Source organism: Stenotrophomonas sp. AS012628 (assembly GCF_010608305.1).
GTDB lineage: Bacteria > Pseudomonadota > Gammaproteobacteria > Xanthomonadales > Xanthomonadaceae > Stenotrophomonas > Stenotrophomonas geniculata.
Genome location: NZ_VMBJ01000039.1, coordinates 29,251 through 46,765 on the forward strand (window position 1 = coordinate 29,251; position 17,515 = coordinate 46,765).

General features: G+C 66.2%; 17 protein-coding genes. 6 read left to right on the forward strand and 11 right to left on the reverse strand.

Features of this window, described 5'->3' with window-relative positions; genetic code table 11:
- Positions 1 to 24: 24 nt before the first annotated feature.
- From G5A07_RS16085 to G5A07_RS16105, 5 genes are all read right to left on the reverse strand, one after another.
- The gene (locus tag G5A07_RS16085; RefSeq protein WP_010481321.1) at positions 25 to 552 is read right to left on the reverse strand and encodes a F0F1 ATP synthase subunit delta; all 528 of its coding nucleotides are present in this window, start codon (positions 550 to 552) and stop codon (positions 25 to 27) included.
- Positions 553 to 554: 2 nt separating this feature from the next.
- Positions 555 to 1,025 (reverse strand): F0F1 ATP synthase subunit B, encoded by a 471-nt coding sequence (locus tag G5A07_RS16090; RefSeq protein ID WP_005419512.1) that lies wholly within the window; start codon positions 1,023 to 1,025, stop codon positions 555 to 557.
- A gap of 106 nt (positions 1,026 to 1,131) precedes the next feature.
- Positions 1,132 to 1,437, reverse strand: coding sequence for a F0F1 ATP synthase subunit C (gene atpE / locus G5A07_RS16095; protein WP_005411133.1), 306 nt, complete (start codon positions 1,435 to 1,437; stop codon positions 1,132 to 1,134).
- 73 nt (positions 1,438 to 1,510) lie between these two features.
- Positions 1,511 to 2,311, reverse strand: a complete 801-nt coding sequence (atpB, locus tag G5A07_RS16100; protein ID WP_010481316.1) for a F0F1 ATP synthase subunit A — start codon at positions 2,309 to 2,311, stop codon at positions 1,511 to 1,513.
- A 31-nt stretch (positions 2,312 to 2,342) separates the two neighbouring features.
- Positions 2,343 to 2,708: a hypothetical protein gene (locus G5A07_RS16105; protein ID WP_006394654.1), complete on the reverse strand. Its 366-nt coding sequence runs from the start codon at positions 2,706 to 2,708 to the stop codon at positions 2,343 to 2,345.
- A gap of 459 nt (positions 2,709 to 3,167) precedes the next feature.
- Here G5A07_RS16105 and G5A07_RS16110 point away from each other — a divergent pair, with 459 nt between their 5' ends.
- Positions 3,168 to 3,986 (forward strand): hypothetical protein, encoded by an 819-nt coding sequence (locus tag G5A07_RS16110; RefSeq protein ID WP_010481314.1) that lies wholly within the window; start codon positions 3,168 to 3,170, stop codon positions 3,984 to 3,986.
- A 444-nt stretch (positions 3,987 to 4,430) separates the two neighbouring features.
- Here the strand turns inward: G5A07_RS16110 and lpdA are convergent, their stop codons facing one another.
- From lpdA to G5A07_RS16125, 3 genes are all read right to left on the reverse strand, one after another.
- A complete protein-coding gene (gene lpdA, locus G5A07_RS16115; RefSeq protein ID WP_191863608.1) occupies positions 4,431 to 6,239 on the reverse strand; it encodes a dihydrolipoyl dehydrogenase in 1,809 nt (602 codons plus the stop codon).
- Positions 6,240 to 6,346: 107 nt separating this feature from the next.
- Positions 6,347 to 8,050 carry a dihydrolipoyllysine-residue acetyltransferase gene (gene aceF, locus G5A07_RS16120; protein ID WP_159360609.1) on the reverse strand — a complete coding sequence of 568 codons (1,704 nt, stop codon included), beginning with the start codon at positions 8,048 to 8,050 and terminating at the stop codon, positions 6,347 to 6,349.
- A gap of 167 nt (positions 8,051 to 8,217) precedes the next feature.
- Complete coding sequence (locus G5A07_RS16125) at positions 8,218 to 8,733, reverse strand: DNA-deoxyinosine glycosylase (protein WP_029379745.1); 516 nt, start codon at positions 8,731 to 8,733, stop codon at positions 8,218 to 8,220.
- A gap of 186 nt (positions 8,734 to 8,919) precedes the next feature.
- Here G5A07_RS16125 and G5A07_RS16130 point away from each other — a divergent pair, with 186 nt between their 5' ends.
- The 3 genes from G5A07_RS16130 (at position 8,920) to glpK (ending at position 12,887) form a co-directional block, all read left to right on the forward strand.
- A complete protein-coding gene (locus G5A07_RS16130; protein WP_010481310.1) occupies positions 8,920 to 9,555 on the forward strand; it encodes an OmpW family outer membrane protein in 636 nt (211 codons plus the stop codon).
- Positions 9,556 to 9,800: 245 nt separating this feature from the next.
- Positions 9,801 to 11,285 carry a glycerol-3-phosphate dehydrogenase gene (gene glpD / locus G5A07_RS16135; RefSeq protein ID WP_191863609.1) on the forward strand — a complete coding sequence of 495 codons (1,485 nt, stop codon included), beginning with the start codon at positions 9,801 to 9,803 and terminating at the stop codon, positions 11,283 to 11,285.
- A gap of 102 nt (positions 11,286 to 11,387) precedes the next feature.
- Entirely contained in the window at positions 11,388 to 12,887 is a 1,500-nt protein-coding gene (gene glpK, locus G5A07_RS16140) for a glycerol kinase GlpK (protein ID WP_049452873.1), read from the forward strand.
- A gap of 100 nt (positions 12,888 to 12,987) precedes the next feature.
- On the opposite strand, the gene G5A07_RS16145 is transcribed toward glpK, so the two are convergent.
- Both G5A07_RS16145 and G5A07_RS16150 read right to left on the reverse strand, forming a co-directional pair.
- Complete coding sequence (locus G5A07_RS16145) at positions 12,988 to 13,782, reverse strand: MetQ/NlpA family ABC transporter substrate-binding protein (RefSeq protein WP_049452875.1); 795 nt, start codon at positions 13,780 to 13,782, stop codon at positions 12,988 to 12,990.
- 26 nt (positions 13,783 to 13,808) lie between these two features.
- The gene (locus tag G5A07_RS16150) at positions 13,809 to 14,780 is read right to left on the reverse strand and encodes a YafY family protein (RefSeq protein ID WP_010481302.1); all 972 of its coding nucleotides are present in this window, start codon (positions 14,778 to 14,780) and stop codon (positions 13,809 to 13,811) included.
- Between the two features lie 81 nt (positions 14,781 to 14,861).
- Between G5A07_RS16150 and G5A07_RS16155 the strand changes: the two genes are divergently transcribed.
- Positions 14,862 to 15,464 carry a hypothetical protein gene (locus G5A07_RS16155; protein ID WP_010481299.1) on the forward strand — a complete coding sequence of 201 codons (603 nt, stop codon included), beginning with the start codon at positions 14,862 to 14,864 and terminating at the stop codon, positions 15,462 to 15,464.
- A gap of 107 nt (positions 15,465 to 15,571) precedes the next feature.
- Positions 15,572 to 16,348 (forward strand): DUF481 domain-containing protein, encoded by a 777-nt coding sequence (locus G5A07_RS16160; protein WP_010481298.1) that lies wholly within the window; start codon positions 15,572 to 15,574, stop codon positions 16,346 to 16,348.
- Positions 16,349 to 16,464: 116 nt separating this feature from the next.
- Here G5A07_RS16160 and hemC read toward each other — a convergent pair whose 3' ends face one another.
- A complete protein-coding gene (gene hemC / locus G5A07_RS16165; RefSeq protein WP_191863610.1) occupies positions 16,465 to 17,376 on the reverse strand; it encodes a hydroxymethylbilane synthase in 912 nt (303 codons plus the stop codon).
- Positions 17,377 to 17,515 lie beyond the last annotated feature (139 nt).

A 17,515-nucleotide genomic window follows, 5' to 3' on the forward strand; every position in this document is an offset into this window, starting at 1 on the left:
AGCGGGGCCGGACGTTAAATGAATTCAGTTAGCGAGCGCGGTCTGCAGACGGGCCAGCTTGCCCTTCAGCGAACCATCGATGACCACGTCGCCGGCGTCGATCACGGCGCCGCCGATCAGCGAGGCATCGACCGCGGTGGTCACATCGACCTCGCGGTTGAAGCGCTTGCGCAGCGCGACCTTGATCGCGTCCAGCTCACTGGCCGACAGTTCGGCGGCCGAGGTGACGGTGGCCTTGACCACGTGCTCGGCTTCGGCGCGCAGGGCGTCGAACATGCCGGAGATTTCCGGCAGCAGCGGCAGACGATGCGATTCGGCCAGGATGGCCAGGAAGCGCGAGTAGGTCTCGCCGTGCGACACCGGCGCCAGCAGGGCGACGGCGTCGTCACGACCCAGCTCCGGGTTGGCGAGCAGGGCCGCCACGCGCGGGTCGGCGGCGACGTGGGCGGAGAACGCCAGGGCGTCCGACCACGGCGCGAACGCGCCTTCGTCGCGCGCGGTCGCGAACGCGGCGCGGGCGTACGGGCGGGCAAGCGTGAGGGCCTGGCTCATCCTTAGATCTCCGAGGCCAGCTCGTCGAGCAGCGCCTTGTGGGCGTTGGCGTCGATTTCGCGCTTGAGCAGCTTTTCGGCACCGGTCACGGCCAGCGCGGACACCTGCTTGCGCAGATCTTCACGGGCACGGTTGGCGGCGGCGTCGATTTCAGCCTGGGCCAGTTCCTTCTGACGGGTGGCTTCGGTGATCGCTTCGTTACGGGCAGCATCAACGATCTGGTTGGCACGTGCGTGGGCCTGATCGATGATCTCGTTGGCCTTGGTGCGTGCTTCCTTCAGCGCTTCGTTGACCTTCTCCTGCGCCTGGGCCAGATCTTTCTGGCTGCGGTCGGCAGCAGCGAGGCCTTCAGCAATCTTCTGCTGGCGCTCTTCGATCGCGTTCATCAGCGGCGGCCAGATCTTGGTCGCGATGATCCAGATCAGACCAGCGAAGGCCAGCGCCTGCGCAAGAAGGGTGAAATTGATATTCATGGTTAGCTCGATCGCTGGTTTCGGGGTGGACGCGCCGCCGTAGCGGCGCATCCGGCCTTCATCCGAAACCGGGTGCATCAGCACCCGGTCGTCTCAAACCGCTGTATCAGCCGGCCAGAGCCTTGGTGACGGCGCCAGCGAAGGCAGCCGACAGCGGGTTGGCGAAGGCCAGCAGCAGGCCGACGGCGACCGAGATGATGAACGCGGCGTCGATCAGGCCGGCGGTGATGAACATGCGGACCTGCAGGACCGGGATCAGTTCCGGCTGGCGGGCGGCCGACTCCAGGAACTTACCAGCCATGATGGCCAGACCCAGACCGGCGCCCAGCGCGGCCAGGCCGATCATGATGCCGACGGCAAGGGCGGTGGAGCTCTGAATCTGCGCGAAGTTGGTCAGGACGGCGAAGTACATGGTTATCTCCAGGAACTTAAGTTGCTAAGGGTGATGAAACGGATGAAGGTTGAAACGCGTTGAAGCTTGAAACTCAGTGAGCGTCTTCCGACAGGCTCAGGTACACGATCGACAGCATCATGAAGATGAAGGCCTGCAGCGGGATCACCAGCAGGTGGAACAGCATCCAGCCGAGGCCGAACACACCACCGGCAATGGCACCGAAGAAACCGGCACCACCCAGCACCCAGATCAGCAGGAACACGATTTCGCCGCCGAACATGTTGCCGAACAGTCGCATCGCCAGCGAGATCGGCTTGCTCAGCCACTCGACGATGTTGAGGATCAGGTTGAACGGCATCATCCACTTGCCGAACGGCGCCGTCAGGAATTCCTTGATGAAGCCGCCCAGGCCCTTGGACTTGAGCGCGAAGAACAGCATCAGGAAGAACACGCTGATGGCCATGCCCAGGGTGGCGTTGACGTCAGCGGTCGGGACCGGCTTCCAGTAGTGCACGCCCACCCATTCCAGCGGCTTGGCGATGAAATCGGCCGGGATCATCTTCAGCAGATTCATCAGCAGAATCCAGAAGAAGATGGTGATGGCGATCGGCGTGACCAGCTTGCTCTTGCCGTGGTAGGTGTCCTTGGCCTGGCGGTCGACGAACTCCAGGCAGATCTCGACGAAGGCCTGCCACTTGCCCGGCACGCCGGCGGTGGCCTTGCGGGTCCCCAGCCAGAACGCGACAACGATCACCAGGCCCATCAGGACCGCAGTGAGGAAGGTATCGACGTGGATATGCCAGAACATACCCTCACCCTTGCCGACCGGTGCGGTCAGGTTGTGCAGGTGATGCTGGATGTAGCTGGTAGGGGTTAGAGCCTCGCCCGCCATGTGTCCGGAACCTTCAGTTAATTGAATTCTGTCAACGCCTGGCCATGGCCAGGACCTGGAACATCAAGCCGACGGCGATACCGGCCAACAGCGCCAATGCAGGCAGCTTGAAGACCAGGAACCCCACCAGCAGGACGCCGAAAACCACCACCCACTTGGCCACGATCGCAATGATCAGGCGAGCCATCGCCGATCCTGCGGCCAGTGCCCCACCACCCAGTGCCATCCGTGCCGCCACCCAGCCACCGGCCGAAATGGCCACACCGGACGCCAGCGCGCCGAGGGCATATTTCGGACCTACCAGCAGGAAGGCCAGGGCCAGGACAGCCACTGCGGCCAGCGGGTAGACCGCGGCGCGCAGCATCAGTCGCCGACCCGCATCAACGGAGTTCAGCACAGGACGTCCCGCGTGGTTGCAAGTGGAGGGCTGAGGCGGCTACAGCAGGGGGGCCTCATCGAGCCGCCAAATTATAGCAATGGGACAATTTGCGAGACAACCGCTGCCTGTTCATCCCGGGAAGCCGCAAGTTGCGGTAACGGTTACATTTTTGCGTGCCACCCGGGGGACAATGACGTCCGTATGATGCTGCGGCGCAATATTGAACTTTGGTCGCATCCGGCGGAACTTTCGCCGAATGCGCCGGTCCGATCTTTCGACCTGCCTGCAGCAACCTCGTCGACGCTCCGCCCCGCAGGTCCCACGATGGCCCCGAAGCCCGGCTCCGGGGCCATCTTTTTGCATCGTAGCGACAGCGCTGAACCGTGCACACGCCGTGGACCATACGTTCACGGATGGTGGACGGGCCTGTCCGGCACAGTGGTCTTCATTCTGATGAACCACTGCAAGGACTCTTCGATGCGCCCTGTACCCACCCTGCTCGCCCTCTCCCTGCTCGCCGCCGGCGCCTCGTTCGCCACTGCCGCCCACGCCGCTGAAGGCGACGACCGCTTCGCCCTGCGCCTGGGTGCGATGAACATCGACTCGGACAATACTCTCCGCGGCAAGACCAACGTGGCCGGCCAGGACATCGGTTTCTCCGAGGACTTCAAGCTGGGTGGCAAGGAGTGGGAACCACGCATCGACGGCATGTTCCGCATCAGCAACCGCCAGCGCCTGCTGTTCAACTACTTCAAGTACGACAAGGACCGCCGCGAGACTCTCGGCCAGGACATTTCCTTCGGTGACGTCAACGTGCCGTCGGGCAGTTTCGTCAAGGGCGAGCTGAAGTACCAGGTCGCCAGCCTGGTCTATGACTACTCGGTGGTGGACACCGATACCTTCGACCTCGGCCTGCAGCTGGGTGCCGAGTACGCCAAGGTGAGCACCAAGGCCTACGCCGATCTGGGCACCGTCTACGAAGGCCAGTTCCTCAACGAGAAGACCGACGGCGTGGCGCCGGTGGTCGGTGCGCGGCTGAGTTTCACCCCGTCCGAGAAGTGGATGATCACGCTGCAGGGCCAGTACCTCAACACGCGCTGGGGCAGCTTTGATGACTACAAGGGCGACCTGAGCCGCGCCAACGCCATCGTCGATTACCGCTTCACGAAGAACTTCGGCGTGTTCGCCGGCTATGACTGGTTCAAGCTGGACGCGGACAAGAAGGGCAGCGACGGCACCATCGGCCTGAAGCAGGAATTCAAGGGCCCGGTGGCCGGCGTCAGCTTCGTGTTCTGATCCCCCGCCCCTTCCACGGCATTCTCTCTCCTGGCGCGGCCTCCGGAACATCGGGGCCGCGCTTTTTTGTTTGCACGGTCAAGCAGAAGCGGGTTGGTCGAGCGCGGGGGGAGAGGGGCTTGCGAGCGAATGTCCCCCGGCGCCGGCCTGCGGCCGTCACCTCCTCCTTTACTTCGCACGCAAGCCCCTCTCCCCCCGCGTGTCAGGCATCCGGGTGGCTTTGGCACTGGCTCTTACTATCCGCAAGCCGAGCCGCTGCGTGGGTGGCAGGCGTTTGGACAAAGTAAAGGAGGAGGCGACCGCCACAGGCGGGCGACGGGGGACATTTGTCCAAATGCCTGCCACCCGCGCTGCGGCCCGAACGCTCGCAATGAGAGTGATCGAGGCTCAACAAAAAAACCCCGGCAAATGCCGGGGCTTTTCGTGTGGAGCGGCGCTGACGCCTTACTTCTTCTTCGGCATGTACAGATCGGTGATCGTGCCGTCGTAGATTTCCGAGGCCATTGCCACCGATTCGCTCAGTGTCGGGTGCGCATGGATTGTGTGGCCGATGTCTTCGGCTTCGGCACCCATCTCGATGGCCAGGCCGATCTCGGCCAGCAGGTCACCGGCATGCACGCCAACGATCGCACCACCGATGATGCGGTGGGTCTCCTCGTCGAAGATCAGCTTGGTGAAGCCCTCGGTGCGACCGATGCCGATCGCGCGGCCACTGGCGGCCCACGGGAACTTGGCCACGCCCACCTTCAGGCCCTTGGCCTTGGCTTCGGTCTCGGTGACGCCGACCCAGGCGATTTCCGGGTTGGTGTAGGCCACCGACGGAATCACCCGCGCCACCCACTCCTTCTTGTGCCCAGCTGCCACTTCAGCGGCCAGCTTGCCCTCGTGCGTGGCCTTGTGGGCCAGCATCGGGTTGCCGACGATATCGCCAATGGCAAAGATGTGCGGCACGTTGGTGCGCATCTGGCGGTCAACCGGGATGAAGCCACGCTCGGTGACCTGCACGCCGGCCTTTTCAGCATCGATCTTCCTGCCGTTCGGCGAGCGGCCCACGGCCACCAGCACGCGGTCGAAGGTGCCCTGCGCCAGCGCAGGCGCCTGGCCTTCCTCGGCGGCTTCGAAGGTCACGGTGATGCCCTTGGCATCGGCGGTGACGCCCGAGGCCTTGGTCTTCAGGTGCACTTCGATGCCCTGCTTCTTCAGGCGGTCGGCCAGCGGCTTGACCAAGTCCTTGTCGGCGCCCGGCATCAGCTGGTCCATGAACTCGACCACGGTGACCTTGCTGCCCAGCGCGCCATACACGGTGGCCATTTCCAGGCCGATGATGCCGCCGCCGACGACCAGCAGCGAAGCCGGCACTTCGGCCAGCTCCAGCGCGTCGGTGGAATCCATCACACGCTTGTCGTCCCACGGGAAGTTCGGCAGCTTCACCGCCTGCGAACCGGCGGCGATGATGCACTTCTGGAAGCGCAGCAGCTGGGTGCTGCCGTCAGCAGCAGTGATTTCCAGTTCGTTGGCCGAAACAAACTTGCCGACGCCCTGCACGCTGCGGACCTTGCGCTGCTTGGCCATGCCGGCCAGGCCCTTGGTCAGCTGGTTGACGACCTTTTCCTTGTACTCGCGCAGCTTGTCCAGGGTGATGGTCGGCTTGCCGAACTCGACGCCGAAATCACCGGCGTGGGCGACCTCGTCGATCACCGCAGCAGCATGCAGCAGTGCCTTGGACGGAATGCAGCCCACGTTGAGGCAGACGCCGCCGAGGCTGGCGTAGCGCTCGACCAGCACCGTATCCAGGCCCACGTCTGCGGCGCGGAACGCCGCCGTGTAGCCGCCCGGACCGGAGCCCAGCACAACCATCTCGCATTCGATGTCGGCCGGCTTGCCGCTGGACAGCGCCGGCTTCGGTGCGGCCGGTTCGGCCGGGGCGCGGTGCGACGGGGTCACCGGCGGCTTGCTGGCCGGAGCAGCTGCTGCCGGAGCCGGCGCAGCGGCCTTGGCCGGGGCTTCGGCGGCGCCTTCAGCGTCCAGCACCACGACCACGGCACCCTCGGACAGGGTGTCGCCCAGCTTGACCTTGATTTCCTTGACCACGCCGGTGGCCGAGGACGGCACTTCCAGGGTGGCCTTGTCCGATTCCAGGGTCACCAGACCCTGATCCTTCTTCACCGTGTCGCCAACGGCGACCAACACTTCAATCACCGGCACATCGCTGTAATCGCCGATGTCGGGAACCTTGACTTCAATCGTGGCCATGGTGGGTTTTCCTCGTGCCCGCCCGGCATGGCCGGCGGGCTGTCACTGCATCTGTTCACGCGGCCGCGCCAGGGGCTGCGGCCGCACGGTGGGGGCGAAGCGGTGCCTTACAGCAGCACGCGGCGCATGTCGGCCAGTACCTGCGACAGGTACGTGGTGAAGCGTGCGGCCAGAGCGCCGTCGATGACGCGGTGGTCGTAGCTCAGCGACAGCGGCAGCATCAGCTTCGGTGCGAATTCCTTGCCGTTCCAGACCGGCTGGATGGACGACTTGGACACGCCGAGGATGGCCACTTCCGGTGCATTGACGATCGGGGTGAATGCGGTGCCGCCGATGCCGCCCAGCGAGCTGATCGAGAAGCAGCCGCCGCTCATGTCGGCCGGGCCCAGCTTGCCGTCGCGCGCCTTCTTGGCCAGTTCGCCGGTTTCCTGCGCGATCTGCACCACGCCCTTCTTGTCCACGTCGCGGATGACCGGCACGACCAGGCCGTTCGGCGTATCGGCGGCAAAGCCGATGTGGAAGTACTTCTTCAGGGTCAGGTTTTCACCGCTGGCATCGAGCGAGGCGTTGAACTCCGGGAACTTCTTCAGCGCCGCGGCGCTGGCCTTGATCAGGAAGGCGAGCATGGTCAGCTTGATGCCGGCCTTCTCGTTTTCCTTGTTCAGCGCCACGCGCAGGCCTTCCAGATCGGTGATGTCAGCCTGCTCGAACTGGGTGACGTGCGGGATCATGGCCCAGTTGCGGGCCAGGTTCGCACCCGAGATCTTCTTGATGCGCGACAGCGGCTGGACTTCGGTCTCGCCGAACTTGCTGAAGTCGACCTTCGGCCACGGCAGCAGGTTCAGGCCACCACCGGCAGCGACAGCAGCACCGCCGGCAGCCGGCACGCCACCGCTGAGTGCGGCCTTGACGAACTTCTGCACGTCACCCTTGGTGATGCGGCCACCCTTCTCGGTGCCGTTGATCTGCAGCAGGTCCACGCCCAGTTCGCGGGCGAACACACGCACCGCCGGGGTGGCATACGGCACCTTGGCCGGCAGCACGCCATCGGCGTTGAACTGCACCGGCGGGCTGGACGGGGTACCGGCCGAGGCGATCTCGCGGGCCGCCAGCTTGTCCGGCTGCGCCGGCACAGCGACCGGCTCGACCTTGGTGGCGGTCTCGGCGGCAGCCGGAGCGGCGGCTGCGGCAGCCTTGGTCGGCGCCGGTGCGCCAGCGCCCTCGGCTTCGATGATGGCGACCACATTGCCCTGCGACAGATTGTCGCCAACCTTGACCTTGATCTCCTTGACCACACCGGCCACCGACGACGGCACTTCCATGGTGGCCTTGTCGCTTTCCAGCGTGACCAGGCCCTGGTCCTTCTTGACCGTGTCGCCGACGGCGACCAGCACTTCGATGACCGGGATGCCGGAGTAATCGCCGATATCCGGCACCAGCGCCTCCACCGCGCCACCGCTGGCGGCCGGGGCAGCAGCGGCCGGAGCCGGCGCGCCCTGGGTAGCGGCGGCCGGGGCAGCGGCCTTGGCCGGTGCCGGAGCAGCAGCGGCCGGCTTGGCGGCTTCGCCTTCGGCCACTTCGATCAGCGCCACGACCTTGCCTTCGGACAGGCTGTCGCCGACCTTGACCTTCAGTTCCTTGACCACGCCAGCCACCGACGACGGCACTTCCATGGTCGCCTTGTCACTTTCCAGCGTCACCAGGCCCTGGTCCTTCTTGACCGTGTCGCCGACGGCGACAAGCACCTCGATTACCGGGATATCGCTGTAGTCACCGATATCGGGGACAAGTGCTTCCTTGATTTCGGCCATGGGGATAACTCCGGCAATCTGGTGTAGGGAAACGTCTATTGTGCGGCCAGCGGGGGCCAGCGCCAACCGTTACAGGTGTTTTCAGTACTCACGCAGCCGGGACACGCTGTTGCTCATGGGTTGCGGCCGCGACCAGTCGGTAGCGTATTGTCCGGACGATGTCCGCTTCATGTCGCCAGTGCGTCGGCTACCGGCTGCCAGGCCTGGCGCAGCCGCGGCAGCGACCAGGCCGCGTTGGCCGGGCTGGTGGACGGCAGTGCCAGCAGCCTTGGCGGAGTCTCCAGGCAGGGCAGCACCCAACGCTGGAATGCCTTCAGCGAAGCGGCACCGTTGCAGCCGATCAGCTCCAGCTCAGGAAGCGAAGCGATCAATGCCGGCAGCGCATTGGGCACTTCCGTGCCACGCACGATGTCGGCATCCAGGCTGCCACGCCGCTCGCACTGGCCGATCACATCCCACAGGCCGATACCTGCCGCCTGTAGTGCCTGCAGTCGCTGCGCATAGGGCAGACCCGCGTCGAAGCCACAGATATCGGCCAGCACAGGCCAGAAGCGATTGCGCGGATGCGCGTAGTAGCGCTGCTCCTGCAATGACGCAACGCCGGGCATCGAACCCAGCAGCAGCACCCGGCACTTCATGTTCACCTGCGCTTGCAGGCCGATGCACACCGTTGCTTCGCTCACATCTTCTCCAACTGCATGAATGTCGCCGAAGGCCGAAAAGCCCATGAAAACAGGCTTTTCACTCCGGTCGCTGAACAAGGAAAACTATTTTTTAACGTGCGTCGGATTCGATTCATGTTGGGGCGACTACGGTGTGCTCGCCCCGCAACCGGGGGCCCAAAACAAGAAACATTAGGAGATACCCCCATGCGCTCCATCCGTATCCTGAGTCTCGCCCTGCTGACCTCCGCCGCCTTCGCGCCGGCCGCTTTCGCCCAGGACAGCAGCAGCACCGACACCGCTTCGGGCAAGCATTTTGCCGTTGTCGGCGGCATCTCGCTGCTGGAACCGAAGAACGACCCGATCACCGGCGTGAAGAAGACCGATGGTGGCCCGGCGCCGACCGTCAGCTTCAGCTACTACATCAACGACAACTGGGCCGTTGAGCTGTGGGGCGCTGCCGACAAGTTCGACAACAAGTTCAAGGGCCCGGACAACGCCCGCCTGGGCTCGGTCGAGCAGCAGCCGATCGCGCTGAGCGGCCAGTACCACTTCGGCCAGGCTGACAACGTGTTCCGCCCGTTCGTGGGCGTGGGCTACTACCAGTCGAGCTTCAGCAACGAGAAGCTGGGCAACGGCGCTGACACCGACATCCGCTTCAAGGATGCCAAGGGCGTGATCGGCACCGTCGGTGTGGACATGAACATCAACTCCACCTGGTTCGCCCGTGCTGACGCCCGCTACATGCGTTCGCGCCCGGACGTGAAGGTGGGCGGCGAGAAGATCGGCGAAGCCAAGATGGATCCGTGGACCGTCGGCTTCGGCATCGGCGCCCGCTTCTGATCCAGGCTGCACCTGCTTCACTGATGTAACGCGACGGGCCCTTCGGGGCCCGTCGTCGTTTCTGTCACCCGCGTTCCACCTGTAGAGCCGAGCCCATGCTCGGCTGCTTTTATGTAGAGTCGAGCCAAGCCCCTATCCCGAGTCGAGCGGCGGGCTCCGCGCGCATTGCGATGCGTTACGTTCAATGGCGCCCACGGTAAATGGTGGCGCGGCTCGGCTCTACATAAACAGGATGCGGAGGCACGATGCACGACGTCGACCTGCTGGTGATCGGTGGCGGCATCAACGGCGCCGGCATCGCCCGTGATGCCAGCGGCCGCGGCCTGCGCGTGCTGCTGTGCGAACAGCACGACCTGGCCGCGCATACCTCCAGTGCCAGCAGCAAACTGGTCCACGGCGGCCTGCGTTACCTGGAACAGGGCGAGCTGGGCCTGGTGCGCAAGGCGCTGGGCGAACGCGAGGTGGTACGCCGGCAGGCGCCCCATCTGGTCCATCCATTGCGCTTCGTACTGCCGTGGGAGCCCCACCTGCGCCCACGCTGGATGCTGCGCATGGGACTGTGGCTGTACGACCACCTGGGCCGGCGCAGCCCGGCATTTCCCGCCTCGCACGCCCTGGACCTTCAGCGTGATCCGCTCGGCCCTTGGCTCTCTCCGGACCTGCGGCAGGCCTTCAGCTACGCCGACGCGCAGGTCGATGACGCGCGCCTGGTGCTGCTCAACGCCCTGGACGCTGCCCAACGTGGCGCGCAGGTACATGTGCGCAGCCGCTGCATCGAGCTGCGCCCTGTACAGGGCCGTTGGCAGGCCATGCTGGAATCCGCCGACGGACAGCAGCATGTGACCGCGCGCGCCGTCGCCAATGCGGCCGGCCCATGGGCCGGCGGCCTGCTGGAGCAGATGGAGGCACGCAGCGGCGGCCCGTCACTGCGGCTGGTACAAGGCAGCCACATCGTGCTGCGCCGTCCCTGGCCCGATGACAGTGCCTGCCTGCTGCAGCAGCCCGATGGCCGCGTGGTGTTCCTGCTGCCGTTCGCCCACGATCATCTGCTGGTCGGCACCACCGACACCGACTACCGCGGCGATCCGGCACGCTGCAGCGTGCTGCCTTCCGAGGTGAGCTACCTGTGCGCGGCCGCCAACCGTTATCTGCGCGAGCCGATCACTGCGCAAGACGTGGTCTGGCAGTTCGCCGGCGTGCGCCCATTGCTGGCCGACCCGGACCCGCGTGCGGCGAAGCTGAGCCGCGACTACCGACTTCAGCTGCAGTCCGACCCGGCGCCGGCGCTGCATGTGCTGGGCGGCAAGCTGACCACCTACCGGGTGCTGGCCGAAGAAGCGCTGAACCTGCTGCGCCCTGCCCTGCCACAGATGGGACCGGCCTGGACGGCAGGTGGAGACCCGCTGCCGGGCAGCGACTGGGGTGACGCCGCACAGGCGCGCTCCCGCCTGCAGGCGCTGGCACCGTGGTTGCCCGAGGAAATCGCACGCCGCTGGGCCGGCGCCTACGGCAGCCGCAGCGCGGAGCTGCTGCATGGCCTGCAGGGTGTGAACGATCTTGGCGAGGACTTTGGCGGCGGCCTGCATGCGCGGGAAGTCGCCTTCCTGCGTGAGCACGAATGGGCCCTGGATGCCGAGGACGTGCTGTGGCGGCGGAGCAAGCTGGGGTTGCGGCTGGATGCGGCGCAGGTGGCGCGGCTGCAGGCGTGGATGGAGCAACCCACCCTGTAGAGCCAAGCCATGCTCGGCTGCGCTGTGCAAATGCAGCCGAGCATGGCTCGGCTCTACAGAGAGAAAGGTAAGTTACCCTGACCGTTCTACCGGAGACGCTGCATGACGCCCCGCTACGTGCTGGCCATCGACCAGGGCACCACCAGTTCGCGCGCGATCCTGTTCGACCGCGCTGGCGACATCGTCGGCAGTGCGCAGCGCGAGTTCGCGCAGATCTTTCCGCAACCGGGCTGGGTTGAGCATGACCCACGCGAGATCCTCACCAGCGTCTATGCCACGCTGACCGAACTGCTCAGCCGTGGTCAGATCGACCCGCGCCACATCGCCGCACTGGGCATCACCAACCAGCGCGAAACCACCGTGGTCTGGGACCGTGCCACCGGCCAGCCGATCCACAATGCCATCGTCTGGCAGTCGCGGCAGAGCCACGCCATCTGCGAGCGGCTGAAGTCCGACGGGCATGAAGCGCTGATCCGCGAGCGGACCGGCCTGCTGATCGATGCCTATTTCTCTGCGACCAAGGTGCGCTGGATCCTCGACCACGTGGAAGGTGCGCAGCAGCGCGCCGAGCGTGGCGAACTGCTGTTCGGTACCATCGACAGCTGGCTGGTGTGGAACCTCAGCGGTGGCCAGGCGCATGTGACTGACTACAGCAACGCGGCGCGCACGCTGCTGTTCAACATCCACACGCTGGACTGGGATGACGACCTGCTGGCCCTGCTCGACATCCCGCGCGCGATGCTGCCGCAGGTGCGCGATTCCAGTTCGGTGTATGCGCACACCCGGCCACAGTTCTTCTTCGACCACCCGATCCCGATCGCCGGCATCGCCGGTGACCAACAGGCGGCGCTGTTCGGCCAGGCCTGCTTCCAGCCAGGCATGGTCAAGAACACTTATGGCACCGGCTGCTTCATGCTGATGCACACCGGCACGCAGGCGGTGCGTTCACGCAACGGCCTGCTGACCACCATCGCCTGGGGCCTGGATGGCCGCGTGGAATATGCGCTGGAAGGTTCGATCTTCATCGCCGGCTCGGTGGTGCAGTGGCTGCGCGACGGCCTGCGGATGATCGAGCGCGCCAGTGACAGCCAGGCGCTGGCGGCGCAGGTGCCCGACAGCGGCGGCGTCTATCTGGTTCCCGCCTTCGTCGGCCTGGGGGCGCCGTACTGGCGCAGCGATGTGCGCGGCGCGATGTTCGGCCTGACCCGCGGCACCCGCAAGGCACACTTCGTGCGCGCGGCGCTGGAAGCGATGGCCTACCAGACCCGCGACGTGCTCGATGCGATGCAGTCCGATGCCGGTATCGCGCTGACCGAACTGCGCGCCGATGGCGGCGCGATCGGCAACGACTTCCTGGCCGGCTTCCAGGCCGACATCCTTGGGGTGCCACTGCTGCGGCCGCGGCTGACCGAGACCACCGCACTGGGCGCGGCCTACCTGGCCGGGCTGGCGGTGGGGTTCTGGTCCAGCCGCGAGCAGATCGCCGCGCAGTGGGGCCTGGACCGGCGCTTCGAGCCACAGATGGACGAGGCCCGGCGTGAAAAACTGTATGCAGGATGGCAGCAGGCCGTTGCCGCCACCCTCGCCTTCCACGTCGACTGACTTTGTAGAGCCGAGCCATGCTCGGCTGCCGTTGGTGGTGCGCCGCAAAAAAGCAGAGCCGAGCATGGGCTCGGCTCTACAGGGACATTGGCGCCGGCAATCAGAACGCCGGCAGCACCGCGCCCTTGTACTTGGTCTCGATGAAGGCCTTCACCTGCGGGCTGGTCAGGGCCTTGGCCAGCTTCTGCACGCGGGCGTCGTCCTTGTTGTCCGGGCGCGCGACCAGGAAGTTCACGTACGGCGAGTCCTTGCTCTCGATCGCCAGTGCATCCTTGGTCGGGTTGAGGCCGGCGTCCAGCGCGTAGTTGGTGTTGATCAGGGCCAGGTCAACCTGGTCCAGCACGCGCGGCAGCATCGCCGAGTCCAGCTCGCGGAACTTCAGGTTCTTCGGATTGGCGGTGATGTCACGCAGGGTCGACAGCGCGTTGGTCGGATCCTTCAGCTCGATCACGCCGGCCTTGTGCAGCAGGATCAGCGCACGGCTGTTGTTGCTCGGGTCGTTCGGGATCACCACGTCGGCACCTTCGCGCAGCTCGGCCAGCGACTTGATCTTGCGCGAGTACGCACCGAACGGCTCGATGTGCACGCCGATCACCTTCACCAGATCGGTCTTGCGGTCGCGGTTGTAGGCGTCCAGGTAAGGCTCGGTCTGGAAGTAGTTGGCGTCCACCTGCTTCTGCACCAGCTGGTCGTTGGGCTGCACGTAGTCGTTGAATACGCGCACGTCCAGATCCACGCCTTCCTGCTTGAGGATCGGCTTGACCACTTCAAGGATCTCGGCATGCGGCACGGCCGTGGCGGCCACCACCAGCTTCTGCGAGGGCTCGCCGGACGTGCCGCAGGCGGTCAGGGCCAGCACAGCGGCGAGCAGGGGCAGCAACAGGGTCTTCTTCATGGGCGGGAGGGTTCTCGGGGGGAGTGTCAGGAGTTGTCGTAGTTGCTCAGGGCGAGCTCAAGCAGCGCCTTGGCCTGCTCGCGCAGCATCACCGGTTCGACGATCTCGGCATCCGAGCCGTAGTGCAGCACGTCCATCAGCAGCTCGCGCGAGACACTGTACGGCACCTTCAGTTCATAGCGGCCGTCGGCCAGGAAGCGGCCCTGCTGCTTGGAATGCCAGTGCTCGTCGGCCACCCAGCGCGCGGCCTTGGCGCTGAACAGGATGGTCGCCCAGCCCTTCGGCGCGCCGGAGAAGATGCCGTAGCTGGCCCCCAGCTGCTCGTCCAGTTCGCTGTCGGCCACGTCGCGGGCGGTGCTGTCGATCACCCGCGCCTTGTGGATGCGATCCACGGCAAAGCTGCGCAGCGCCTCGCGGTCATGGTCCCAGGCATCCAGGTACCAGTTGTCGCGGTAGTGGGTCAGGCGCTGCGGCGAAACGGTGCGCTTGGTCGGCTCGTCGGTGGAGCGGGCGCGGTACTCGAACGCCAGCTGGCGGCGCTCCAGCACCGCCGAAGCCACGCTGCGGAAGCTGCCTTCATCGAACTTGCGGCCACGGTGCGGAATTACCCGCACGCGGTCCACCGGCCAGCTGGAAACACCAGCCTGGGCTGCCAGCAGGCTCTCGATGCGCTGCTGCAGAGGTGCCAGCACCGAGGACAGCACGCCGCCGCCGGTCCGCGCCAGCAGGTGCTGCGAGGCCAGCAGGGCATGCAGTTCCTCCGAGCTCAGCCACAGGCCGGGCAGCTCGAAGCGGTCGCTCTCGTCGGCCTGGTAACGGAAGCCGGCCTCGCCGTCGCCCTCGATCGGTGCCATCAGCGCGTCGCGCAGGAAGGCCAGATCGCGGTAGACGGTGGCACGGGAGCAACCGAGCTTGTCCTGCAGGGTCGCCACCGTCACCGGATAGCGTGCGGACTTGAGCAGACGATGCAGGGCGGTGATGCGTTCGTATCGGTCCATACCCCCGATTATGTCCGAGTCGCGGGTCTTGTGTGGGACGTTTGGGCTATCGTGGTCGCCCCCACCCCTCTGGAACACCCGATGCGCCGGTTGCCTGCCCTGTCCCTGCTGGCCTGCCTGCTGCTGGCCGCCTGTGATCGCGCGCCCGCGCCGGCCAGCACCGACGCGCCCGTGCCTGCGGCGGATCCGGCGCAGGCGGTACTGGGCGCCAGCCAGCGCTTCTCGGCCCTGCGCAGCTTCCACGCCGAACTGGAGGTGCTGGGTGCACCGCAGCCGGTGCGCAGCGCCATGGACTTCGTCGCCCCCGACCGCTTCCGGGTGCAGACCCCGGCCGGTCCGCAGACGATCATCGGCGACACCATGTTCCTGCAAGCCGACGACGCGATCCGGCAGGTGCCGACCCCACCGGGCCTGCTCGAGCAATGGCGCAACCCGCTGCCGGCCGATGCCCTGCCCGCCGATCTGCAGGCCGAAGACCTGGGCAGCCAGTCGCTGGACGGGGTCGAGACGCGTCACTACCGGCTGCGTGGCGCGCAGCCCGGCGAACGCCTGGAGTACTGGGTGGACGCGCAGGGCCTGCCGCGGCAGATCGTCCGCAGCGGCAGCAGCAATGGCCGCAGCTTCCAGCTGCGCCTGCGCTATTCGCGCTTCAACGACCCGGCATTGCGCGTCGATCTGCCCTGAATAGGCGATCGCGGCAACGTCTGCTGAAGAAACCGTTTGGATCGATTCGGACCGCCATCACGCTTCCAGTATCATCACCGGCTGTCAACCGCTTCGGAGAAGCCCCGATGTCCCTGCGCGTGTCCCTGCTGATCCCCCTGCTGCTGTGCGCACCGCTCGCGTATGCGCAGGATGCCTCCGAACTGGCGGCGATGTCCTCGCCGTGGAGCGGCAGTGGCGGCGAGCTCGGCTTTGCGTCGGCACGCGGCAACAGCAGCACCGAGAGCTTCAACGGCCGCCTGCGCCTGCGCTACACCGATGGCGACTGGGTGCACAGCATGGACCTGGCCGGCCTGCGTTCCAGCTCCAAGGTGATCGAGACCCGCGACGACGGCTCCACCAGCCGCCGCAACAACACCACCGCCAACCGCTACACCGGCAGTGCCGGCAGCGCGCTGCAGCTGGGCGAGCACCGCCAGCTGACGGCCACGGTGCGTACCGAGCGCGATGACTTCGCCACCTACGACCGCCAGAGCTCGTTCGGTCTGGGTTACGGCACCCGCCTGTGGAACACCGAGCGTTTCTCGTTCGACGCACAGATCGGCCCCGGTGTGCGCCGCACCCACAGCACCGAGGACGACCGCACCCGCACCGGCATGATCGGCCGCGGCCTGTTCGACATGAAGTACTCGCTGACCGACAACACCGACCTGGTCAACACCCTGCTGGTCGAGTCCGGTTCGTACAACACCTTCGGCCAGAACGACTTCGGTGTCTCGGTGAGCATGAACGAGCACCTGGCGCTGAAGGCCGGCTGGCAGGCGCGTTACAACAGTGACGTGGCCGAGGACAAGCGCAAGACCGATACGCTGACCACGATGAACGTGGTCTACAAGTTCAAATAAGCAGAACGGGCGCCGAGGGCGCCCGTTCTCTTTCGGTAGTGCCGGCCGCTGGCCGGCAACCGCATTCAATCAGGGCAAGAGGTTGCCGGCCAGCGGCCGACACTACCTGCGATGGTTTAGACGTTCAGCAGTTCGCCGGCACCGGCGTCCAGCAGCATGTTCGCCACGCGCCGGCCCAGCACTTCCGGGGCATTGGCCGGGCCCACCGCCTCGGCACGCACCGCACGGCCATCGCTGGCGCTGCCAACCAGCCCCTGCAGGTGCAGGTCGTCGCCCTGCCACTGCGCGATGGCCGCAACCGGTACATGGCAACTGCCATGCAACGCACGGTTCATCGCCCGCTCGGCTTCCACGCAGGCACGCGTGGCCGTGTCATCAAGCGGGGCGAACAACGCCATCAGGCGCGCATCGCCGCCATCGCACTCCACTGCCACCGCGCCCTGCGCCGGGGCCGGCAGCCACTGCGGCGGTTGCAGGCGCGCGACGATGCGCCCGCCCAGGCCCAGACGCTCCAGGCCGGCCACGGCCAGCACGATGGCGTCGTAGCCGCCGTTGTCGAGCTTGGCCAGGCGGGTGTTGACGTTGCCGCGCAGGTCCAGCAGCTCCAGGTCCGGGCGCAGCGCGCGCAGCTGGGCCTGACGACGCTGCGACGAGGTACCGACCCGCGCGCCGATCGGCAGCGCGTCCAGCGAGGCGTACAGATTGGAGACGAAGCCATCGGCGGGATCGTGGCGGGTCAGCATTGCCGGCAACGCGAACGGCGCGTCCAGTTCCATCGGCACATCCTTCAGCGAATGCACGGCGCAGTCGGCCTCGCCACGCAGCATGGCCAGCTCCAGTTCCTTCAGGAACAGGCCCTTGCCACCAATCGCGGCCAGCGAACGGTCGAGCACCTCGTCACCGCGGGTGCTCATGGGCACCAGTTCCACATGCAGGCCGGGGTGGGCCTGGCGCAGGCGGTCGGCGACGTGTTCGCTCTGCCAGAGGGCGAGCGGGCTCTTGCGGGTGGCGATGCGGACGGTTTCCATCCGGTCATTATCGCGCCTCCGGCGGGGATACGGCCAACGGCGGAGCCCCTCGTGGCTTGAAGCAGCAGCTGGGCTTGGCCGGTCGGGGTGGGCTGCGCAGGGGTCGCTGCAAGTACGTCCATGTAAGCTCGGTCGCCGC